The sequence below is a fragment of the Streptomyces sp. NPDC001568 genome (genome assembly GCF_042893755.1).
Taxonomy (GTDB): Bacteria; Actinomycetota; Actinomycetes; order Streptomycetales; family Streptomycetaceae; genus Streptomyces.
On the sequence record NZ_JBIAVF010000005.1, the window covers coordinates 57,824 to 73,448 of the forward strand.

Consider the following 15,625-nt stretch of genomic DNA (forward strand, 5'->3'; position numbering starts at 1 on the left):
TCCATGCTCGATACCTCCGCACGCCTCCTGAAGCTGCTCTCCCTGTTGCAGACCCCACGCTCCTGGCCGGGCTCCGAGCTGGCCGAACGCCTGGGGGTGAGCGGGCGCACCGTTCGCAACGACATCGACCGCCTGCGGGAACTCGGCTATCCCGTGGACGCCGCACGCGGGTCCGCCGGCGGATACCGGCTGGGCGCGGGGGCCGCGATGCCGCCGCTGCTGCTCGACGACGAGGAGGCCGTCGCGGTGACGATCGCGCTGCGGACCGCCGCCCAGGGCGCCGTACCGGGCACCGAGGAGACCTCCCTCCGGGCGCTGGCCAAACTCGAACAGGTACTGCCGTCGCGGCTGCGCCGACGGGTACGGACGCTCCAGGCGTACACCGTGGCCGTGCCGGCGGACCGCCCGGCGCCGACCGTGTCCGCGGACGTGCTGACCACCCTGGTCTCCGCCTGTCGGGACCGGGAACGCCTGCGCTTCGACTACCTCGACCACGCCGGCTCGCCGACCCGACGCGTCGTGGAGCCGTACCGGGCCGTGAACTGGGGGCGGCGCTGGTACCTCGTGGCGTGGGACGTCGACCGGGAGGACTGGCGGACCTTCAGGATCGACCGGATGCGCCCCCGCACCCCGACCGGACCCCGTTTCGTCCCCCGCGAGGCACCCGCCGCCGACCTCGCGGCCTACGTCTCCGGACGGGTGTCGAGCGCGGCTTGGCGCCATCACGCACGCGTGACCGTCCACGCGCCGGCGACGGAGGTGGTCGAGCGGATCAACCCCGCGGTCGGCACGGTGGAGGCCGTCGACGCCGACAGCTGCACCCTGATCACGGGCGCCGACACACTGCGCACCCTCGCCGTCCACCTGGGCCTGCTCGACTTCGACTTCGATGTCGTCGAGCCGCCGGAACTGGTCGCCCACCTGCGCCGGCTCGCCGACCGCTACGCCCGCTCCACACCCCCGACGGGCTGAGTCGGGCGGGAGGGCGGGGCGAGAGTCGACACGGGTCCAGCCCGGCACGCCACCGCGCCGGAACGCCTCGCACCGACGGGCGCCAAGGGGGACGGGCCCGTCGTGGAGGCATTCGTCGGGATTCGTTCAAAGGTCGACCAAAGACCGATCAAAGAAGAGTGCCGGATGACATTGTGGAGCGTGGATGCGCCTATTTTGGTCCGCTATGACTCCTGAAGTCGAACGTCATGAGGACCGGGGCCGGCGCTTCTTCGTGCGGGCCGCGCTCACGGGGACGGTCGCCGTCGGCGCCGGACTGGTCGCGGGCCTGCCGGACGGCAAGACCTCCGCGACGGACGGATTGAACGGCCCGCGCCCCACGACGCCCCTTTCCGCGTTGCGGGTGCTCGACGCGGGGAACCGGCGCTGGAGGACGCTGCACGAACGGCACCCGGACGAAACGAGGGCGGTGCGCAACACGCTCGTCACCGGCCAGCACCCCTTCGCCGTCATCCTGGGCTGCGTGGACTCCAGGGTGCCGCCGGAGCTGGTCTTCGACCAGGGCCTCGGTGACCTGCTGACCGTACGGTCGGCCGGTGAGGTCCTCGACGAAGCCGTGCTGGCCAGCATCGCGTACGGGGTCGTGGAGCTGGGCATCCCGCTCGTCGTGATCCTGGGGCACCAGTCGTGCGGGGCGGTCGCTGCGGCCGTGCACGCGGACGAGAGCGGAGCGGGGCTGCCCGGCCACATGCAGTACCTGGTCGATCAGATCCGCCCGGCGATCGACCGCACGCTGACGGGCGCCGCGCGGGTGGACGCCGCCGTCGACGCCAACGTGCGGCTGGTGGCCGCGCGCCTGGTCGCGGAGCCGGTCCTGGCCGCCAGGATCGAGGCCGGCGGGTTGGCCGTCATTCCGGCCCGGTACGAACTGACCGACCAGCGGGTCCACCTGATCGGCGACGCCCGCTGACGTGCCCGCCGTCGGAGTCCGGGATCATGGACGCACTGTCCACGCACGCACAGACCGGTCGGAGTGGTGCCACCGTGAGTCCCGAACCGCGCGACGACCGGCCCGACGGTCCGCCCGACCCCTCGACCCTCCACCCGATGCCCGGACAGCCGCGCGTCGTGCTCCTGAAGCCGCTGGTGACGTCCCCGTTGATCGAGGTCGGTGAGTACTCCTACTACGACGACCCGAACGATCCCACCGCCTTCGAGACCCGCAACGTGCTCCACCACTACGGGCCGGAGAAGCTCGTCATCGGGAAGTACTGCGCGCTGGGCACCGGCGTCCGGTTCATCATGAACGGCGCCAACCACCGCATGGACGGTCCGTCGACCTTCCCGTTCCCCATCATGGGCGGCGGCTGGGCCGAGCACTTCGACCTCATCACCGGACTCCCCGGACGCGGGGACACGGTCGTCGGCAACGACGTCTGGTTCGGCCACGGCGTCACGGTCATGCCCGGCGTGCGCATCGGACACGGCGCGATCGTCGCCTCCGGAGCCGTCGTCGTCGAGGACGTGCCCGACTACGGGATCGTCGGCGGCAACCCGGCCCGACTGATCCGTACGCGCTACAGCGAGGCGGACGTGTCCCGTCTGCTCGCCGTGGCCTGGTGGGACTGGCCGGCCGAGCACCTCACCCGGCACGTGCGCACCGTGATGTCCGGCGGCGTCGACGACCTGGAGGCCGCGGCCCCGGCCGACCCCCGGTGATCACCGGGGGCCTGCCGTTCCCCTACTGGCCCACGCGGCCGTCGACGCACTCGCGCAACAGGTCGGCGTGTCCGCAGTGCCGGGCGTACTCCTCGATCCTGTGGACGAGCAGCTCCCGCACCGCGATGTCGTCCTTCCCCAGGCGCTCGCCCAGGTCCGGATGCCCGGCCAGGGCCGCGTCGGTGGCGGCCTGCTCGCGCTCCAGATCGGCGTACGCGGCGTCGACCTGGGCCTGGTCGGCGACGGCCTCGTCGAAGTCCGCGTCGCGCTTCCCGTACAGCTTCGGCAGCGGATCACCTTCGATGATCCAGTTGTGCCAGTCCCGTTCCGCCTCGGCGAGGTGCCGCAGCAGCCCGAGCAGCGACATCGTCGAGGGCGGAACCGAACGGCGGGCCAGTTGTTCCGGGGTCAGGCCCTCGCACTTCATCCGCAGGGTCAGGCGGTAGTCCGACAGGAAGTCCTCCAGCGTGGCGAGCTCGCCGTCCGGGCTGGTTCGCGTGTCACGCGGGTCGTCGGCCGGGTCGACCCACATGTCGGGGTACACGGTTGCCTGGGTCCATCGCGCGGGTTGGTCGTTCATTCGGCGAATGATCCTCCACGAGCACCCGGTACCGCGAACGCATTTGCGGTTGCGGCCCTCAGGCGAACGTGTCCGCCAACAGTTTCGCGGTCTTGGCGATCAGGGTGTTGTCGCGGGGCGCGTCCGCGTCCGGCATCGTGGAGAGGATCGACACGACCAGCGGCGGTCGTCCCGGCGGCCAGGCGATGCCCACGTTGTTGTTGGTCCCGTACGACCCGGCGCCGGTCTTGTCCGCCACGGCCCAGTCGCGGGGCAGACCCGCCCGGAGCCGATCTCCGCTGGTGGTGTTGGACAGCAGCCACCCGGTGAGCCGCTCCCGGTCCTCCGGCGTCAGCAGGTGGCCCAGGGTGAGCCGCGCGTACGTCCGCCCGATCGCCCGGGGCGTGGTGGTGTCGGTCACCCGCGTCGGTTCGGCCGAGTTCAGGTCGGGCTCCGAACGGTCGAGCCGGGTCGTACGGTCCCCGACCGAGCGGCAGAACCGGGTCACCGCGGTGGGACCGCCCAACTCGCGGAGCAGCAGGTTGGCGGCGGCGTTGTCGCTCTGGGCGATGGCCGCCGAGCAGAGCTCGGCCACGGTCAGACTGCCGGCGATGTTCTCGGGACGCTTCGTGATCTCACCGCCGCCCGCGTCCGTGACCTCCTGCTGGGTGTAGTGGATGCGCTTGGCCAGGAAGGTACCGTCCCGGTCCAGGTCGCGCAGCACGGCCGCCGCGGCGACCGTCTTGAACACCGAGCACATGGGGAACAGCTCGTCGGAGCGGTGGAGCACGGTCCGGCCCGTTCCGGTGTCCCGCGCGTACACCCCCAGCCGCGCCCCGTACTCGCGTTCCAGTTCGCGCAACTGGCGCACGACGCCGGTCGCGTCCGGCGACGAGGCCGCACGGGCCGCGCCCGCCGGTAGTGCCACGGCCAGGGCCGCCCCCGCTCCCGCGGTCAGCAGTGAGCGACGGGACGGGATGGTTCCCGGGGTCTTCACGTCAGCTTCTCCTCTTCCGTCAGTCCTGTGCGGTCATGTGATCCAGAGACGCCAAACGTGATCAATTCGGTTCCCGCGTGGGGCCCGTGTTGTCACGGCACGCTCCGGATGATCCGTCAGCACACCTTTCCAGCACGGAACTTGCAGGTCGAGGAGCCACGGCGGCGTCCGCGCGGAAACGGCGGCCGGAGGGCGCCCCCCGGGATCGGCCGAAGACCGTCTGGTCCCGGTGAGGGGTCTAAGTGTGGAATGACGCCGATGCCGCCTATCGGGCGGTACGCACAGTCGCTCCACCCCGCGGCGGCCCACAGGCCGCCGCGGCCGACGACCAGGAGTTCAGCCTTGCGCCGCACCTCTCGCCTGCGTACGACCCTCCTCGCCCTCTCCGTCGCCCTCGCGGCAGCCGTGACCGCCGCCGCACCGGCCGGCGCCGCGCCCGCTCCCGCTCCCGCACCGGCGGTCGCCAACGTCGGACCCGTCGTGGTGTACCTGACCGGCATCGGCGGCGGGCCGCAGAACATCGCCGCGGCGGCCGCCTACGACCACCTGGGTCGGCAGGCCGCCGATGCCGGGTTCGCCGGCTCCCAATGCCGGGTGACGGAGGGTCCGCTCTTCACGCACGTGACCGGGAACTACTACCAGGCCATGATCAAGGCCACCTGTAGTGGCGAGCCCGCGGTCACCGCTCCCACCCGTAGCCTCAACCGCCTCATCGGCCCGAACGGCGAACACATCAGCACCGTCTGGAACGTTCCCCCCGGCTACCAGGTCGAGGGCAGCCTCGGCCGGCTCTACACCAGCCCGCGCGAGGGCACGGTGCCGCTGTACCACTGCGTCGTCCGCAAGGACAATTTCCTCTCGGGCGACGTCAACTGCGAGGGCCAGACGTACGTTTCGCGGCTCGGCTGGTTCCATCCGGGCCGGCCCGCCGACGTGGGCACCGCGCCCCTGATGCGCTGCATGGTCGGCAAGCACCGGGAGTTCTTCGAGTCCAACCAGACCGACTGTGAGGGCCAGGCCTCCGGGGGCCAGCTCGGCTGGATCTTCACCGGCTGACCCGCGCGCCGGGTCCGGGCGGAGGTTCGGCACTCCGTCCGGACCCGGCCGGGCGCGGTATCAGGAGGGCTTACCCGCGGAGAACGCCGTGACGGTCACCTTGTCGTCGCACTCGGCGAACACCCCGTCGTCCATGGCGATCTGGTGCGCGCCCGCGCCCGGCACGCCGAGGACCAGCGTGGGGAAGCTGGACGGGGTGGCTCCGGACACGCAGTAGCCGTCCGCCTCGCCCTGTACCTGGACGAAGGTGAGCTTGGTCCAGGCGCGGGCCCCCGGGGCCAGGGTCACCGGGCCGGCCGTCCCGCTGCGGGTGACCGTGAGCGGTCGGTTCTTGTCGGGGGAGCCGTGGCCCGCGCCCGCGACGGTGGGGAAGCCGGTCAGCGCACAGGGCTGCGACGAGGTGTTCGTGACCGAGACGACGGCGGCCCCGGTGCCCGTGCCGGGCGGCCGGACGTCGGCCTGGTGGGCCTCCGACACCTTGACACCGCCACTCGCGCAGGGCTTGGCCCCGCTCGCCGGAACCGACCCCGACGGGCTCGGCGCCCCCTTGCCCCCGCCGCCGGAACCCGTACCGCCGGACGTCGCACCACCGGATCCCGGGCCCGTCGGCGTGGCGGACGCCGTCGGCTTCGCCGGGCCGGACGCCGCGGGCGGCGTCGACGGGCCGGTGGCCGCGCCGTCCTCGCCGGTGGGCGTACAACCCGTGACCAGGGCCGCGGCCACCGCGGCCGTCGCCAGAACCACCGTGCCGCGTCGGACGGCTGCTGTGTACCGCATGGGTGCTCCCGAGGCTCACGGGCCGGTCCCGCACCGGCTCTCGCGCCGACGGACACGACCCCGCGCCGACACCCGGTTCGCGCCACGACCTCCCTGTGGCGCATTTGTGACACGGTCATGAAAAGAGTTCACTCACCGAACCATGTGATCTAGGGTCGACGGCATGACGCTGCCCCGCGACTACCGCGGCCAAAGCTGCGCCCTCGCCCGCTCGATGGAAGTCATCGGCGAGCGCTGGACGCTGCTCATCGTGCGCGACGCCTTCTTCGGCGTCCGCCGCTTCGGCGACTTCGCCGCCCACCTCGGCCTCCCGCGCGCGGTACTGACCGACCGCCTCACCACCCTCACCCGGGCCGGCGTCCTGGCCCGGGTTCCCGGACCCGGCAAGCGCGAGGTGTACGAACTCACCTCCAAGGGAGTGGAGCTGTGGCCGGCCGTACGCGCACTCACCGTCTGGGGGGAGCTGCACTACGCCCCCGAGGGCGGCGGCCCCCGAAGGATCCTGCGCCATGCGGGAGACGGCGGCGCCCTCACCGGGGAGGGCCGCTGCGAGCGCTGCGGCGTCCTGGTCGACGTACGGGACATCCTGCTCACCCCCGGTCCCGGGCTCCCCGGACCCGACCCGGCCGACGACCTGGTGACGGCGGCCCTGCACCACCCGCACCGGCTCCTCACCCCGCTGCCTCCGACCACCTCCACGCACACGCCCACCCCCGTCACCACCCCTGCCCCTGTCACGAAAGGCACCCCCACATGAGGATCCTCACGGTCGGCGCCGGCGCCGTCGGCGGCTTCTTCGGCGCCCGCCTCGATCGAGCGGGCCATGACGTCTCCTTCCTCGTCCGGCCCGCTCGCGCCACCGCCCTGCGGGCCCGCGGCCTGCGGATCGAGGGCCAGGGGGAGAGCCTGCGCCTGACCCCCGAGTTGGTGACGGCCGAGGCGCCGGGTACGGGCTACGACCTGGTGCTGCTGTCCGTGAAGTCGACGGCGCTGGAGGCGGCCCTGTCCGACCTCGCCCCCGCCGTCGGACCCGGCACGGCCGTGCTCCCCCTGCTCAACGGCATGGCCCACCTCGACGTACTCGTCGAACGCTTCGGGGCCGATGCGGTCCTCGGTGGCGTCGCGAAGGTCGTCACCACGCTGAACGACCACGGCGACGTCCTGCGCATGGCCCCGCCCGCCGTGATCCAGACCGGCGAACTCAACGGCCGTCCCTCCGCCCGGGTGGACGCCGTGCGCGCCGCCCTGACGGAAGCGGGCATCGACTCGCCGGCCACCGACGACGTGGTCGGCGCCATGTGGCACAAGTGGGTCTTCATCTCCACCCTCATCTCGCTGACCTGCCTGATGCGGGGATCGGTCGGCGAGGTCAACGCGGTCGCCGGCGGACCCGAGTTGGGCCCTGCCCTGCTCGCCGAGGCGGCGGCGGTGGCCGAGGCCACCGGACATCCCCTGCCGGGGGCCGAGCGCGCCTTCACCGAGGGCGTGCTCACCGCGCCCGGCTCGCCGTTGACCCCGTCGCTCTACCGCGACCTCGTCGCGGGCCGCCCCACCGAGGCCGACCACGTCCTCACCGACCTCACCGTCCGGGCCCGCGCCGCGGGCGTGCCCACACCGCTGCTCGACCTGGCCGCACTGCAACTGCGCGTTCACGAGCACCGCCTCGCGGCCCGGCGCGGCTGACCGGCCCGAACCGCCGGCGGACTGCGCCGGCGGGCTCCGTCAGTGGCGCGCCGGGACGGGACTCAGTCGGTAGGGGTCCCCGTGGGCGCTGACGGTGCCCGCGGTGGGCGGCGGGAAGTGGGAGCCCAGGAGCAGGACGTCGGTGCCGGCGAGGGACGCGAGCAGGGCCCGGCGCGTCGCCTCGGACCGTGCGGGGTCGATGTCGACGCAGCTGCCGATGTCCGGGTGCGGCAACTGGACGGGATGGTGGACGCAGTCACCGGTGATCAGGGCCGTGGCTCCGCGGCTGTCGAGTTGGACCGCGAGGTGGCCGGGCGTGTGCCCCGGGGTGGGAACCAGGCGCAGGCCGGGGGCGATGTCGAGGCCCTCCGCCGGGACGTCGACGAGATCGAGCAGCCCCGCGTCCTCGACCGGGTGGACGGAGTCGCGGAACATCTGCCGGCGTGGCCCGTCCATGGGGTGGGAGGCCCAGAACTCCCGCTCGGTCCGCGAGGTGAGGTAGCGGGCGTTGCCGAACGTGGGGACCCATGCGCCGTCCACCTGGCGGGTGTTCCAACCGACGTGGTCGGTGTGGAGGTGGGTCAGGATCACCAGGTCGACGGAGTCCGGCGGGTAGCCCGCGGCCGTGAGGCGCTGGAGGTAGTCGGTACGGAGGTCGTGCCATGCGGGGTTCGCCCGCTCCTTGCCGTTGCCGATCCCGGTGTCGACCAGCACGCGCAGCCCGCCGACGGAGAACGCGAAGCTGTGGCTGGACAGGCGGAGCGCGCCGTCCGGGTCGGCGAAGTCGGGTCGCAGCCACTCCTGTTCGGCGACGACGGCCGCAGTCGCGTCGGGGAGCAGCCAGCGCCCGGTCGCGGGCGCCAGGGGAACCTCGTCCACCCGGTGGACGGTCACGTCCCCCACGGACCAGTGGGGGACGCCGGCGCGGCCGATGCCGGCCGAAGGAGTGCTCGTCGTGTTCGTCGTGTTCGTCGTGTTCATGGTGCGGCTTCCTCGGCGCTGGGCCGGGGGGCAGCCCCCGGGAGTTAAAGCAATGGAATTGCTTTAAGTGAACGTAGCCCCTACGGTCGGCTAAGGCAAACCGTTTGCTTTTGGTTGCCCGGCGGGCGCAACTCCCCCCGCTCGCAGCCCCGATCAGGAAAGAGCGCCCGTGTCCGACGCCGAACTCACCCCCCGGGAGGCGGCCCGATGGGCCGCCCGCGCCGGGCTCCCGCTCCCGGACGACCGCCACGCGGCCGTGGCGGCCACCGCGAACCACATCCACTCCGTCGTCTCGGTCCTGCGGGAACTCGACTTCGGCGAAACGCACCCGGCACCCGGCCACCTTCACGCGCGGGGGGAGAACGATGCAGCCGTATGAGCTCTCCCTGGCGGCCTCCGCCCGGGAGATCCGGGCCGGGCGCCTGTCGCCCACCGAGCTGGTCGACTCCGTCCTGGACCGGATCGACGCCACGGAACCGCTCCTGGGGGCGTACGTGACCGTGACGGCCGAGCGGGCCCGGCACTCCGCGCGCCGGGCCGAACGTGACCTCGCGGCGGGCCGCGACACGGGCCCCCTGCAGGGGATCCCCATGGGCCTCAAGGACCTGATCGACACGAAGGGCGTGGCGACCAGCGCGAGTTCCCGCGTACGGGAGGGCCACCGGGCGGCCACCGACAGCGCGGTCGCCGCGCGCCTGGACGCGGCGGGCGCGGCGCTCGTGGGAAAGACGCACACCCACGAGTTCGCCTACGGCCTCACCACGCCCGGGACGAGGAACGCCCAGGACGCGGGGCGGGTCGCCGGCGGGTCCAGCGGGGGCTCGGCCGTCGCCGTCGCCGCCGGGGCGGCGACGTTCGCGCTGGGAACCGACACCGGCGGGTCGATCCGCGTACCGGCCGCCCTGAACGGCGTCGTCGGCCTCAAGCCGACGTACGGGCTCGTCCCGCGCCACGGGGTGACGCCCCTGTCCTGGTCGCTCGACCACGTCGGCCCCCTCACGCGGACCGTCGAGGACGCGGCGCTCGTCCTCACGGCCCTGGCCGGGTACGACCCCCGCGACCCCGCGTCCCTGTCCGTGGCCCCCGCCGACCCGTGGCGGGCCGGCGGCCGCGTCGCCGCCGAAGACCTGGCCGGACTGCGGGTCGGCGTACCGGGCAACCACTACTTCGACCACGTCGCCCCCGAGGTCGAATCGGCCGTCCGGCGGGCCGTCGACCGCCTCGCCGAGTTGGGGGCGGAACTCGTCGACGTCGAGATCCCGATGGCGCGCTACATCCGGGCCACCCAGTGGGGCCTGATGGTCCCGGAGGCCACGGCCTACCACGAGCGGACGCTCCGGACCGTGCCGGAGCTCTACACGCCGGAGGTCCGGCTCCTGCTGGAGGCGGGCGAGCTCATGCCCGCCGGCGACCACCTGCGGGCCCGGCGCGCCCGCACCCTCATGCGGCAGGCCTGGCTCGCGCTGCTGGACACGGTCGACGTCATCGTCGCCCCCACCGTCCCGGCGACCGCCGCACCGGTCGGGCAGGAGACCTTCACCTGGTCCGACGGCACGGTCGAGACCGTCTCCGACGGTTACGTGCGCCTCTCGGCGGCGGCCAACATCACCGGAATGCCGGCGCTGACCCTGCCGGTCGGACACGACACGGCCGGACTGCCGATCGGCATGCAGCTCCTGGGACGGCCGCTCGACGAGGCCGTCCTGTTCCGGACCGGGCACGCGTACGAGCTCACCGAGCCCGCCCGCGCCCTCGCGCCGGTGGGCCGTCCCCGGGTGCGGACGGAGGGCGCCGACGCCCCCGTCGGCGCTCGGGCCGTGCCTTAGGCTGGGGCGCATGCCCAGACCCATGGCCCGTCCCGGCGGGCGCAGTGCCCGAGTCCAGCGGGCGGTGCACACCGCCGTGCAGGAGCTGGAGGCCGAGGTGGGCCGCGGCGCCCTGACCGTTCCGCTCATCGCCGGCCGGGCCGGCGTCACCCCGTCGACGATCTACCGCCGCTGGGGAGACCTCCAGGAACTCCTCTCCGACGTCGCCGTGGAGCACCTGCGGCCCGACGCGGAACCGGCGGACCTCGGTGACCTGGCGTCCGACCTGCGTGCCTGGGGCGAGCAGTTCGTCGAGGAAATGGCCTCGGACGTCGGCCGCGCCTACATCCGGGACGCCCTCGTCGGCGACCCGGACGGCAGCAACGCCGGCCTGTGCTCCGCGTACGCCGCCGAATCGATCGAGGTCATCCTGGGACGGGCGGCCGCCCGCGGCGAGCCGGCCCCCGACGTCGAAACGGTCCTCGACGCCGTCGTGGCACCGATCATGTACCGCGTCCTCTTCCGACCGGGCCTCCTGGACCCCGCGTACGCGCGCCGTCTGGTGGCCGACTGCCTGAAGTAGGCGGGGCGGGAGCCCTCGCCGGTCAGGCGCAGGCGTCCCACGCCGTCAGCAGGCCGTCCAACCACGCCGGCGGGAGCTCGGCCGCGTCCCACTCCTCGCGCAGCGCGGACGGGTCCGTCACGAGCCGTTCCAGCACGGCGAGGCTGGTGGGTGAGTGGATCAAGGAGTAGCGGCCGTGGATCGAGATGGCGCTGCCGGGCCCGTACTCCGCGTACAGCCGCTCCAGACGGGCCCGGTGATCGGCACCGAACCCGGTGAGCTGCCCCGCGTACATCGCCCGCTGTCTGTAACCCATCGTGCCGAGGACGGCGGAGAGCACCTCCGTGGTGACCTCGGGGTCGAAGTCGGACACGGAGGTGAGGGACAGGTAGAGCGGGCTCACCGCCACCTGGGCCCGCTCCACCTCCATCCTCCGCACCCGCGGCCTGTCCTCGGGCGCGGAGACCGGCGCGTCGGAGCCGACGGCCCGCCGCAGGGCCCGTTCGGCGATGCCGCCGAGTTCGTGGACGACGTCGCCGGCGACGGCGCCGCCGGGCCGGCCGGATCCGTCCGGTTCGCCCCCGGCTCCCGGAGCGCCCGGCCCACCGCCCGTGAGCTCCTCGTACGCGCGGGCCAGGGCGCCGGCCTCGACGACGCCGATCAGCTCCTCCGCGTCGCCGGTGAAGACGCCCGCACGGGCGAGGAGCTGGAGGAGCGTCGTCTTCGCATTGGCGACGCTGGCCGCGTCCGGCAGCTGCGGACCTGCTCCGGCGGTGTTCATCGGATGCTCCTCAATGCTCGGGTGCGTCGCGCGGGTACGCGAAGTCGTTCGCCCCAAGGATGCGACCTCCGATGATCGCGCTGCGACCCGCCCCTGCGGCGCGGCGCGGGCGCGCTGTCACCCGACCGGTGGGCGGTCGCGTACGGACAGCCGTCCCGGCGGGCGTTCCATGACGGGGCGAGGTGCGCGAACGTGCCCGGACGGTGGGTGTCGATCAGTCGTCCGACTAAGCTTCGCGGGGCCGGTGGGTGCACGTGTACCCGCCTGTCCGTTCGTCGATTGTTCTATGCGCAGCGGGAGTTCGGCCGGTCAACCGTCGCGAGGGTCCTGTGCCCGGGACGGGTTGAGGTGTCGACGTCCACGTCGTTGACCGTGCGGGGAAGGGCGGGGGAGATGTCCGGAACATCCAGAACCATCGTGTCGGCCGTGGTCGAGCAGGACGGGTGCCTGCTGATGGTTCGCGAACGTCTGCCGGCCGGGCCGGAGCAATGGGTCCTCCCCGGCGGGGTCGTCGAGCCCGGCGAACTCGCGCACGACGCCATGGTGCGGGAGGTCCACGAGGAGACCGGGCTGACCGTCACCGGGCCGACGGGCCTGGCCTGCGTCTCGCAGCACGCGGTGACGGACGATCCGGGGTGGGAGGGGACCTGGACCGTCATCACCTTCCGCGCGGAGCGGCCTACGGGGACGCTGGGCCCCCGCGATCCGGACGCCGAGGTGCTGGAGGCGGCCTGGGTGCCCCTGGACGAGGCCCGGGCCCGACTGGCCGCCCACCCGTCCCGCCGGCGCAGCGAACCGATCATCGCCTGCCTGACGGGCACGGCCCCGCCCGGCGCCCTGTGGCTCTGGCCCGGCGGCCCGCAGGAACCGCCGGTCGTCATCCCGGCCGCGACGCCCGGGCCGTGGACGCGGGACCGGGCGGAGTCCGACAGCGGGACGGTAGGCGGAGGCGGCTGAGAGCCGGCCGCGATACTGGTCGTCATGCCGAACAGTCCAGGTACGCCGACGACCACCCCGTTCTCCCGGATCAAGGTCCGGGTCGGGGCCCTGGTCTTCTGTGGCGACGACGTCGCCCTCATCCGCCGCGACCGGGACGGCTCGACCCACTACACCCCGCCCGGCGGCAACGTGGAGGACGGCGAAGGCTTCGAGGAGGCGCTGCGCCGTGAACTCGCGGAGGAGCTCGAACTCGACGTGGACCGGGCCGAGGGCGGCGACCTCCTGTGGGTCGTCGACCAGCGCGTCAGCCGACCCGGTCCCACGCCGGCGCCGCGCAAGCTCCACCTGATCCACCGCCTCCACATCACCCCGGAGGTCCGCGCCGGCCTGGCCGAGCAGGAGTGGGACGAGCTTCCCGACGGCAGCCACGAACTCGGGACCGTCGAGTGGGTCGACTACCGCGAGACCGCGGGTCTCCCGATCTTCCCACCCATCGGGCCCGCCCTCGCGGCGCTGTCCGACCCGCGCGCGGGCGTCACCGACGCTGCCCTCGCGGCCGTCACCGACGAGAACTACACCTGGGTGTGACCCGAGCCCGGCCGTCGGGCTCGTACGCGGGACACGCGAACCCTTGCGGACCCGGCACACGCCGCCCGGCCCCGGAGGCGCTTGCGACGGCACGCGGTCGCCCTTTCCGGCATGCTGCCCTCATGCCCCACACGATGAAGTTGTGCGCCATCACCCTCGACTGTCCGGATCCGCGGGCACTGGCCGCGTTCTACGAGCAGGCCACCGGCCTCGAAGCGCATCCGGCATCCGACGCCGAGTTCGCGGGTCTCCACGGCGAGGCCGGCCTCTTCATCGGTTTCCAGCGGGTGGACGACTACCGGGCGCCCCGCTGGCCGGACCAGAGCGTTCCCCAACAGTTCCACTTCGACTTCGCGGTCGACGACCTGGACGAAGCCGAGGCGCGGCTGATCGAGCTGGGGGCGAGCAAGCCGGCGTACCAGCCCGACGAGGACAGGTGGAGGGTGCTCACCGATCCGGCCGGGCATCCGTTCTGCCTGGTCAGAAGCTAGGCGGCGGGACGGCGCCGATGTCGCCGGACCAGGGGAGGGCCGGGTACGGGTACAAATCGGTCGGCTTCGGGGGAGTCGCCGAACTACCCTCGGACTTCATGAGCACCTTGCTGACCATTCACGACGTACCCGTGTTCACCTGCGCACCCGACGGTGACGCCATCCGCTGCGAAGCCGATGCCCTGGACCTCATCGGCAACGCCGGTTACCAGGGCGCGCGGTGGGTCGTCATCCCCGCGGAACGTCTCGACGACGAGTTCTTCCGGCTGAGCAGCCGCGTCGCGGGGGACATCGTCCAGAAGTTCGCCAACTACGGCATGGGGCTCGTGGTCCTCGGCGACATCACCCGCCACACCGAAGCCAGTTCGGCGCTGCGAGACTTCGTCCGCGAGTGCAACCGGGGGCGTCAGACCTGGTTCCTCGCGGACACCACGGAGCTCCGGGACCGCTTGGGCGGCGGGACCGCCGGCAACTGAACCCCCGGCAACCGAACGCCCTGCGGGTGGGGCGCCCATGGGCGTCCCACCCGCAGGGCGTGGAGCAGCGGGGCGTGTCAGCGGGTGGCGCCGAAGGCCTGTGTCCAGTAGGAGTTCGGCTGGGCCAAGCCGACGCCGATCTCCTTGAACGAGCAGTTCAGAATGTTCTTCTTGTGGCCGGGGCTGTTCATCCAGCCGTTCATGACCTGCTCGGGCGAGCCGTACCCGTAGGCGACGTTCTCGCCGTACGTGCTCCAGTTGTAGCCGGCGCGGGTGATGCGTTGGCCCGGGTCGGAGCCGTCCGATCCGGTGTGCGACATGTTGCTGTGGGAGGCCATGTCCTGGCTGTGGTTCTGCGCGGCCGCCGTCAGCTTGTCATTGACCGTGAGGGCCGAGCATCCGGCCTTGGCCCGCTCCTGGTTGACGAGGGCCACCACCTGGGCCGTCGGCCCGGAACCCGGGGCGGTGGGCGGTGTCTGTCCGCCGGCGGGCTTCGTCGGACGGGCCGGCGCCGGCTTCGTCGGCTCGGCCGACACCGGGGGCTTCGTCGCCGTCGGGGTCCGGGCGGGGGTGCTGCTGGGCTGCGCCGGCGGTGCGGCCGGTGAGGTCTGGGAGACGGGCACGGTCGTCCCGCCGCCACCCGCACCGACGGGGTCCGTCGGCCTCGGGTCGGGAGCCTGGGTCCGGTCCTGGGGCGACCGGGTGGGTGAAGCGATACCGGGGAGGGGCACGTCGGGGACCGAAGCGCTGTGGGAAGGGCGCGCGGAGGGCTTCCGGGAGGCGTTGGACGAGCTGCCGTCCGTGTCCAGGCATGCCATGGCGGCGGTCGGTATGCCCACGACGCCCAGCGTCACTGCGGCGATCGATATCTTCCGGTAGCGCGTCGTCTTGCGGTGCCTCTGCATACGTGACCTGACCTCACTTGGTTTCTGCGAAGCGTCCTGCGTCCCTTGCTGCGGGAGCGCCGGACGGGCCGCCATTCTTAGAAGCCCCCCAACGGGCCGGCAAGTCTCGCCACCGGCCCGAGCGCCGGCGCCGCGCACCGGGCTTGAAATGGTCGGGCGATCGTGCCTGCCACGCGGGCCGAGGTCGATCCGAGATGGATGACGCGTCTTCAGAAGCAGTGCTGACAAGGAAAGTTGCTCACTGCCGTCCCAGCATTCGAGACGCCCATTTCGCCGGAGAGGGAAATGTCGACCGCCGGCGGGCAAATGGCGAAATGTCACGGACCCGCATGCGGTCGTAATGGTTCCGTGACCC

The 15,625-nt window shown here is 72.8% G+C and carries 19 protein-coding genes; 13 read left to right on the plus strand and 6 right to left on the minus strand.

The genetic code is table 11. The annotated features are described in order from the left end of the window. The first annotated feature begins 3 nt into the window (after window positions 1-3). From ACFY0I_RS10640 to ACFY0I_RS10650, 3 genes are all read left to right on the plus strand, one after another. Window positions 4-972: a helix-turn-helix transcriptional regulator gene (locus tag ACFY0I_RS10640; protein WP_388892932.1), complete on the plus strand. Its 969-nt coding sequence runs from the start codon at window positions 4-6 to the stop codon at window positions 970-972. A gap of 205 nt (window positions 973-1,177) precedes the next feature. Continuing rightward, the gene (locus ACFY0I_RS10645; protein ID WP_388892934.1) at window positions 1,178-1,921 is read left to right on the plus strand and encodes a carbonic anhydrase; all 744 of its coding nucleotides are present in this window, start codon (window positions 1,178-1,180) and stop codon (window positions 1,919-1,921) included. 137 nt (window positions 1,922-2,058) lie between these two features. Continuing rightward, complete coding sequence (locus ACFY0I_RS10650) at window positions 2,059-2,670, plus strand: CatB-related O-acetyltransferase (protein WP_388893568.1); 612 nt, start codon at window positions 2,059-2,061, stop codon at window positions 2,668-2,670. 22 nt (window positions 2,671-2,692) lie between these two features. Here the strand turns inward: ACFY0I_RS10650 and ACFY0I_RS10655 are convergent, their stop codons facing one another. Together ACFY0I_RS10655 and bla are read right to left on the minus strand one after the other, a co-directional pair. After that, complete coding sequence (locus ACFY0I_RS10655) at window positions 2,693-3,250, minus strand: DinB family protein (protein WP_388892936.1); 558 nt, start codon at window positions 3,248-3,250, stop codon at window positions 2,693-2,695. A 58-nt stretch (window positions 3,251-3,308) separates the two neighbouring features. Next, window positions 3,309-4,226, minus strand: a complete 918-nt coding sequence (gene bla / locus ACFY0I_RS10660; protein WP_388892938.1) for a class A beta-lactamase — start codon at window positions 4,224-4,226, stop codon at window positions 3,309-3,311. 342 nt (window positions 4,227-4,568) lie between these two features. On the opposite strand from bla, the gene ACFY0I_RS10665 reads away from it, so the two are divergent. After that, window positions 4,569-5,282, plus strand: a complete 714-nt coding sequence (locus ACFY0I_RS10665; RefSeq protein WP_388892940.1) for a hypothetical protein — start codon at window positions 4,569-4,571, stop codon at window positions 5,280-5,282. Window positions 5,283-5,342: 60 nt separating this feature from the next. Here the strand turns inward: ACFY0I_RS10665 and ACFY0I_RS10670 are convergent, their stop codons facing one another. Next, window positions 5,343-6,059 (minus strand): DUF4232 domain-containing protein, encoded by a 717-nt coding sequence (locus ACFY0I_RS10670; RefSeq protein ID WP_388892942.1) that lies wholly within the window; start codon window positions 6,057-6,059, stop codon window positions 5,343-5,345. A 163-nt stretch (window positions 6,060-6,222) separates the two neighbouring features. On the opposite strand from ACFY0I_RS10670, the gene ACFY0I_RS10675 reads away from it, so the two are divergent. Together ACFY0I_RS10675 and ACFY0I_RS10680 are read left to right on the plus strand one after the other, a co-directional pair. Further along, window positions 6,223-6,816: a winged helix-turn-helix transcriptional regulator gene (locus ACFY0I_RS10675; RefSeq protein WP_388892944.1), complete on the plus strand. Its 594-nt coding sequence runs from the start codon at window positions 6,223-6,225 to the stop codon at window positions 6,814-6,816. After that, the gene (locus ACFY0I_RS10680) at window positions 6,813-7,742 is read left to right on the plus strand and encodes a 2-dehydropantoate 2-reductase (RefSeq protein ID WP_388892946.1); all 930 of its coding nucleotides are present in this window, start codon (window positions 6,813-6,815) and stop codon (window positions 7,740-7,742) included. The genes ACFY0I_RS10675 and ACFY0I_RS10680 overlap by 4 nt, the downstream gene beginning before the upstream one ends. 39 nt (window positions 7,743-7,781) lie before the next feature. On the opposite strand, the gene ACFY0I_RS10685 is transcribed toward ACFY0I_RS10680, so the two are convergent. Then, window positions 7,782-8,723, minus strand: a complete 942-nt coding sequence (locus ACFY0I_RS10685) for an MBL fold metallo-hydrolase (RefSeq protein ID WP_388892948.1) — start codon at window positions 8,721-8,723, stop codon at window positions 7,782-7,784. 169 nt (window positions 8,724-8,892) lie between these two features. Here ACFY0I_RS10685 and ACFY0I_RS10690 point away from each other — a divergent pair, with 169 nt between their 5' ends. The 3 genes from ACFY0I_RS10690 to ACFY0I_RS10700 are packed head-to-tail and all read left to right on the plus strand — an operon-like array spanning window position 8,893 to window position 11,111. Beyond that, a complete protein-coding gene (locus ACFY0I_RS10690) occupies window positions 8,893-9,102 on the plus strand; it encodes a hypothetical protein (protein ID WP_388892950.1) in 210 nt (69 codons plus the stop codon). Continuing rightward, a complete protein-coding gene (locus ACFY0I_RS10695) occupies window positions 9,089-10,549 on the plus strand; it encodes an amidase (protein WP_388892952.1) in 1,461 nt (486 codons plus the stop codon). The genes ACFY0I_RS10690 and ACFY0I_RS10695 overlap by 14 nt, the downstream gene beginning before the upstream one ends. Before the next feature lie 10 nt (window positions 10,550-10,559). Further along, entirely contained in the window at window positions 10,560-11,111 is a 552-nt protein-coding gene (locus ACFY0I_RS10700; RefSeq protein WP_388892954.1) for a TetR/AcrR family transcriptional regulator, read from the plus strand. 22 nt (window positions 11,112-11,133) lie between these two features. On the opposite strand, the gene ACFY0I_RS10705 is transcribed toward ACFY0I_RS10700, so the two are convergent. Then, window positions 11,134-11,871, minus strand: a complete 738-nt coding sequence (locus tag ACFY0I_RS10705; protein ID WP_388892956.1) for a hypothetical protein — start codon at window positions 11,869-11,871, stop codon at window positions 11,134-11,136. Between the two features lie 393 nt (window positions 11,872-12,264). On the opposite strand from ACFY0I_RS10705, the gene ACFY0I_RS10710 reads away from it, so the two are divergent. The 4 genes from ACFY0I_RS10710 to ACFY0I_RS10725 all read left to right on the plus strand — a co-directional run bounded on the left by ACFY0I_RS10710 (window position 12,265) and on the right by ACFY0I_RS10725 (window position 14,365). After that, on the plus strand, window positions 12,265-12,828 hold the full coding sequence (locus tag ACFY0I_RS10710) for an NUDIX hydrolase (protein WP_388892958.1): 564 nt from the start codon (window positions 12,265-12,267) through the stop codon (window positions 12,826-12,828). 24 nt (window positions 12,829-12,852) lie between these two features. Continuing rightward, window positions 12,853-13,398: an NUDIX domain-containing protein gene (locus ACFY0I_RS10715; protein ID WP_388892960.1), complete on the plus strand. Its 546-nt coding sequence runs from the start codon at window positions 12,853-12,855 to the stop codon at window positions 13,396-13,398. A gap of 122 nt (window positions 13,399-13,520) precedes the next feature. After that, on the plus strand, window positions 13,521-13,889 hold the full coding sequence (locus tag ACFY0I_RS10720) for a VOC family protein (protein ID WP_388892962.1): 369 nt from the start codon (window positions 13,521-13,523) through the stop codon (window positions 13,887-13,889). Window positions 13,890-13,987: 98 nt separating this feature from the next. Next, entirely contained in the window at window positions 13,988-14,365 is a 378-nt protein-coding gene (locus tag ACFY0I_RS10725; protein ID WP_388892964.1) for a DUF4180 domain-containing protein, read from the plus strand. 77 nt (window positions 14,366-14,442) lie between these two features. Here ACFY0I_RS10725 and ACFY0I_RS10730 read toward each other — a convergent pair whose 3' ends face one another. Then, entirely contained in the window at window positions 14,443-15,270 is an 828-nt protein-coding gene (locus ACFY0I_RS10730) for a CAP domain-containing protein (protein ID WP_388892966.1), read from the minus strand. Window positions 15,271-15,625 lie beyond the last annotated feature (355 nt).

Coding starts and splice junctions, on each gene's coding strand:
- ACFY0I_RS10675 (WP_388892944.1), top strand. CDS start 6,223: ATGACGCTGCCCCGCGACTACCGCGGCCAAAGCTGCGCCCTCGCCCGC.
- ACFY0I_RS10730 (WP_388892966.1), bottom strand. CDS start 15,270: ATGCAGAGGCACCGCAAGACGACGCGCTACCGGAAGATATCGATCGCC.
- ACFY0I_RS10710 (WP_388892958.1), top strand. CDS start 12,265: ATGTCCGGAACATCCAGAACCATCGTGTCGGCCGTGGTCGAGCAGGAC.
- ACFY0I_RS10680 (WP_388892946.1), top strand. CDS start 6,813: ATGAGGATCCTCACGGTCGGCGCCGGCGCCGTCGGCGGCTTCTTCGGC.
- ACFY0I_RS10695 (WP_388892952.1), top strand. CDS start 9,089: ATGCAGCCGTATGAGCTCTCCCTGGCGGCCTCCGCCCGGGAGATCCGG.
- ACFY0I_RS10700 (WP_388892954.1), top strand. CDS start 10,560: ATGCCCAGACCCATGGCCCGTCCCGGCGGGCGCAGTGCCCGAGTCCAG.
- ACFY0I_RS10650 (WP_388893568.1), top strand. CDS start 2,059: ATGCCCGGACAGCCGCGCGTCGTGCTCCTGAAGCCGCTGGTGACGTCC.
- ACFY0I_RS10725 (WP_388892964.1), top strand. CDS start 13,988: ATGAGCACCTTGCTGACCATTCACGACGTACCCGTGTTCACCTGCGCA.
- ACFY0I_RS10640 (WP_388892932.1), top strand. CDS start 4: ATGCTCGATACCTCCGCACGCCTCCTGAAGCTGCTCTCCCTGTTGCAG.
- ACFY0I_RS10655 (WP_388892936.1), bottom strand. CDS start 3,250: ATGAACGACCAACCCGCGCGATGGACCCAGGCAACCGTGTACCCCGAC.
- ACFY0I_RS10705 (WP_388892956.1), bottom strand. CDS start 11,871: ATGAACACCGCCGGAGCAGGTCCGCAGCTGCCGGACGCGGCCAGCGTC.
- ACFY0I_RS10670 (WP_388892942.1), bottom strand. CDS start 6,059: ATGCGGTACACAGCAGCCGTCCGACGCGGCACGGTGGTTCTGGCGACG.
- ACFY0I_RS10720 (WP_388892962.1), top strand. CDS start 13,521: ATGCCCCACACGATGAAGTTGTGCGCCATCACCCTCGACTGTCCGGAT.
- ACFY0I_RS10645 (WP_388892934.1), top strand. CDS start 1,178: ATGACTCCTGAAGTCGAACGTCATGAGGACCGGGGCCGGCGCTTCTTC.
- ACFY0I_RS10685 (WP_388892948.1), bottom strand. CDS start 8,723: ATGAACACGACGAACACGACGAACACGACGAGCACTCCTTCGGCCGGC.
- ACFY0I_RS10715 (WP_388892960.1), top strand. CDS start 12,853: ATGCCGAACAGTCCAGGTACGCCGACGACCACCCCGTTCTCCCGGATC.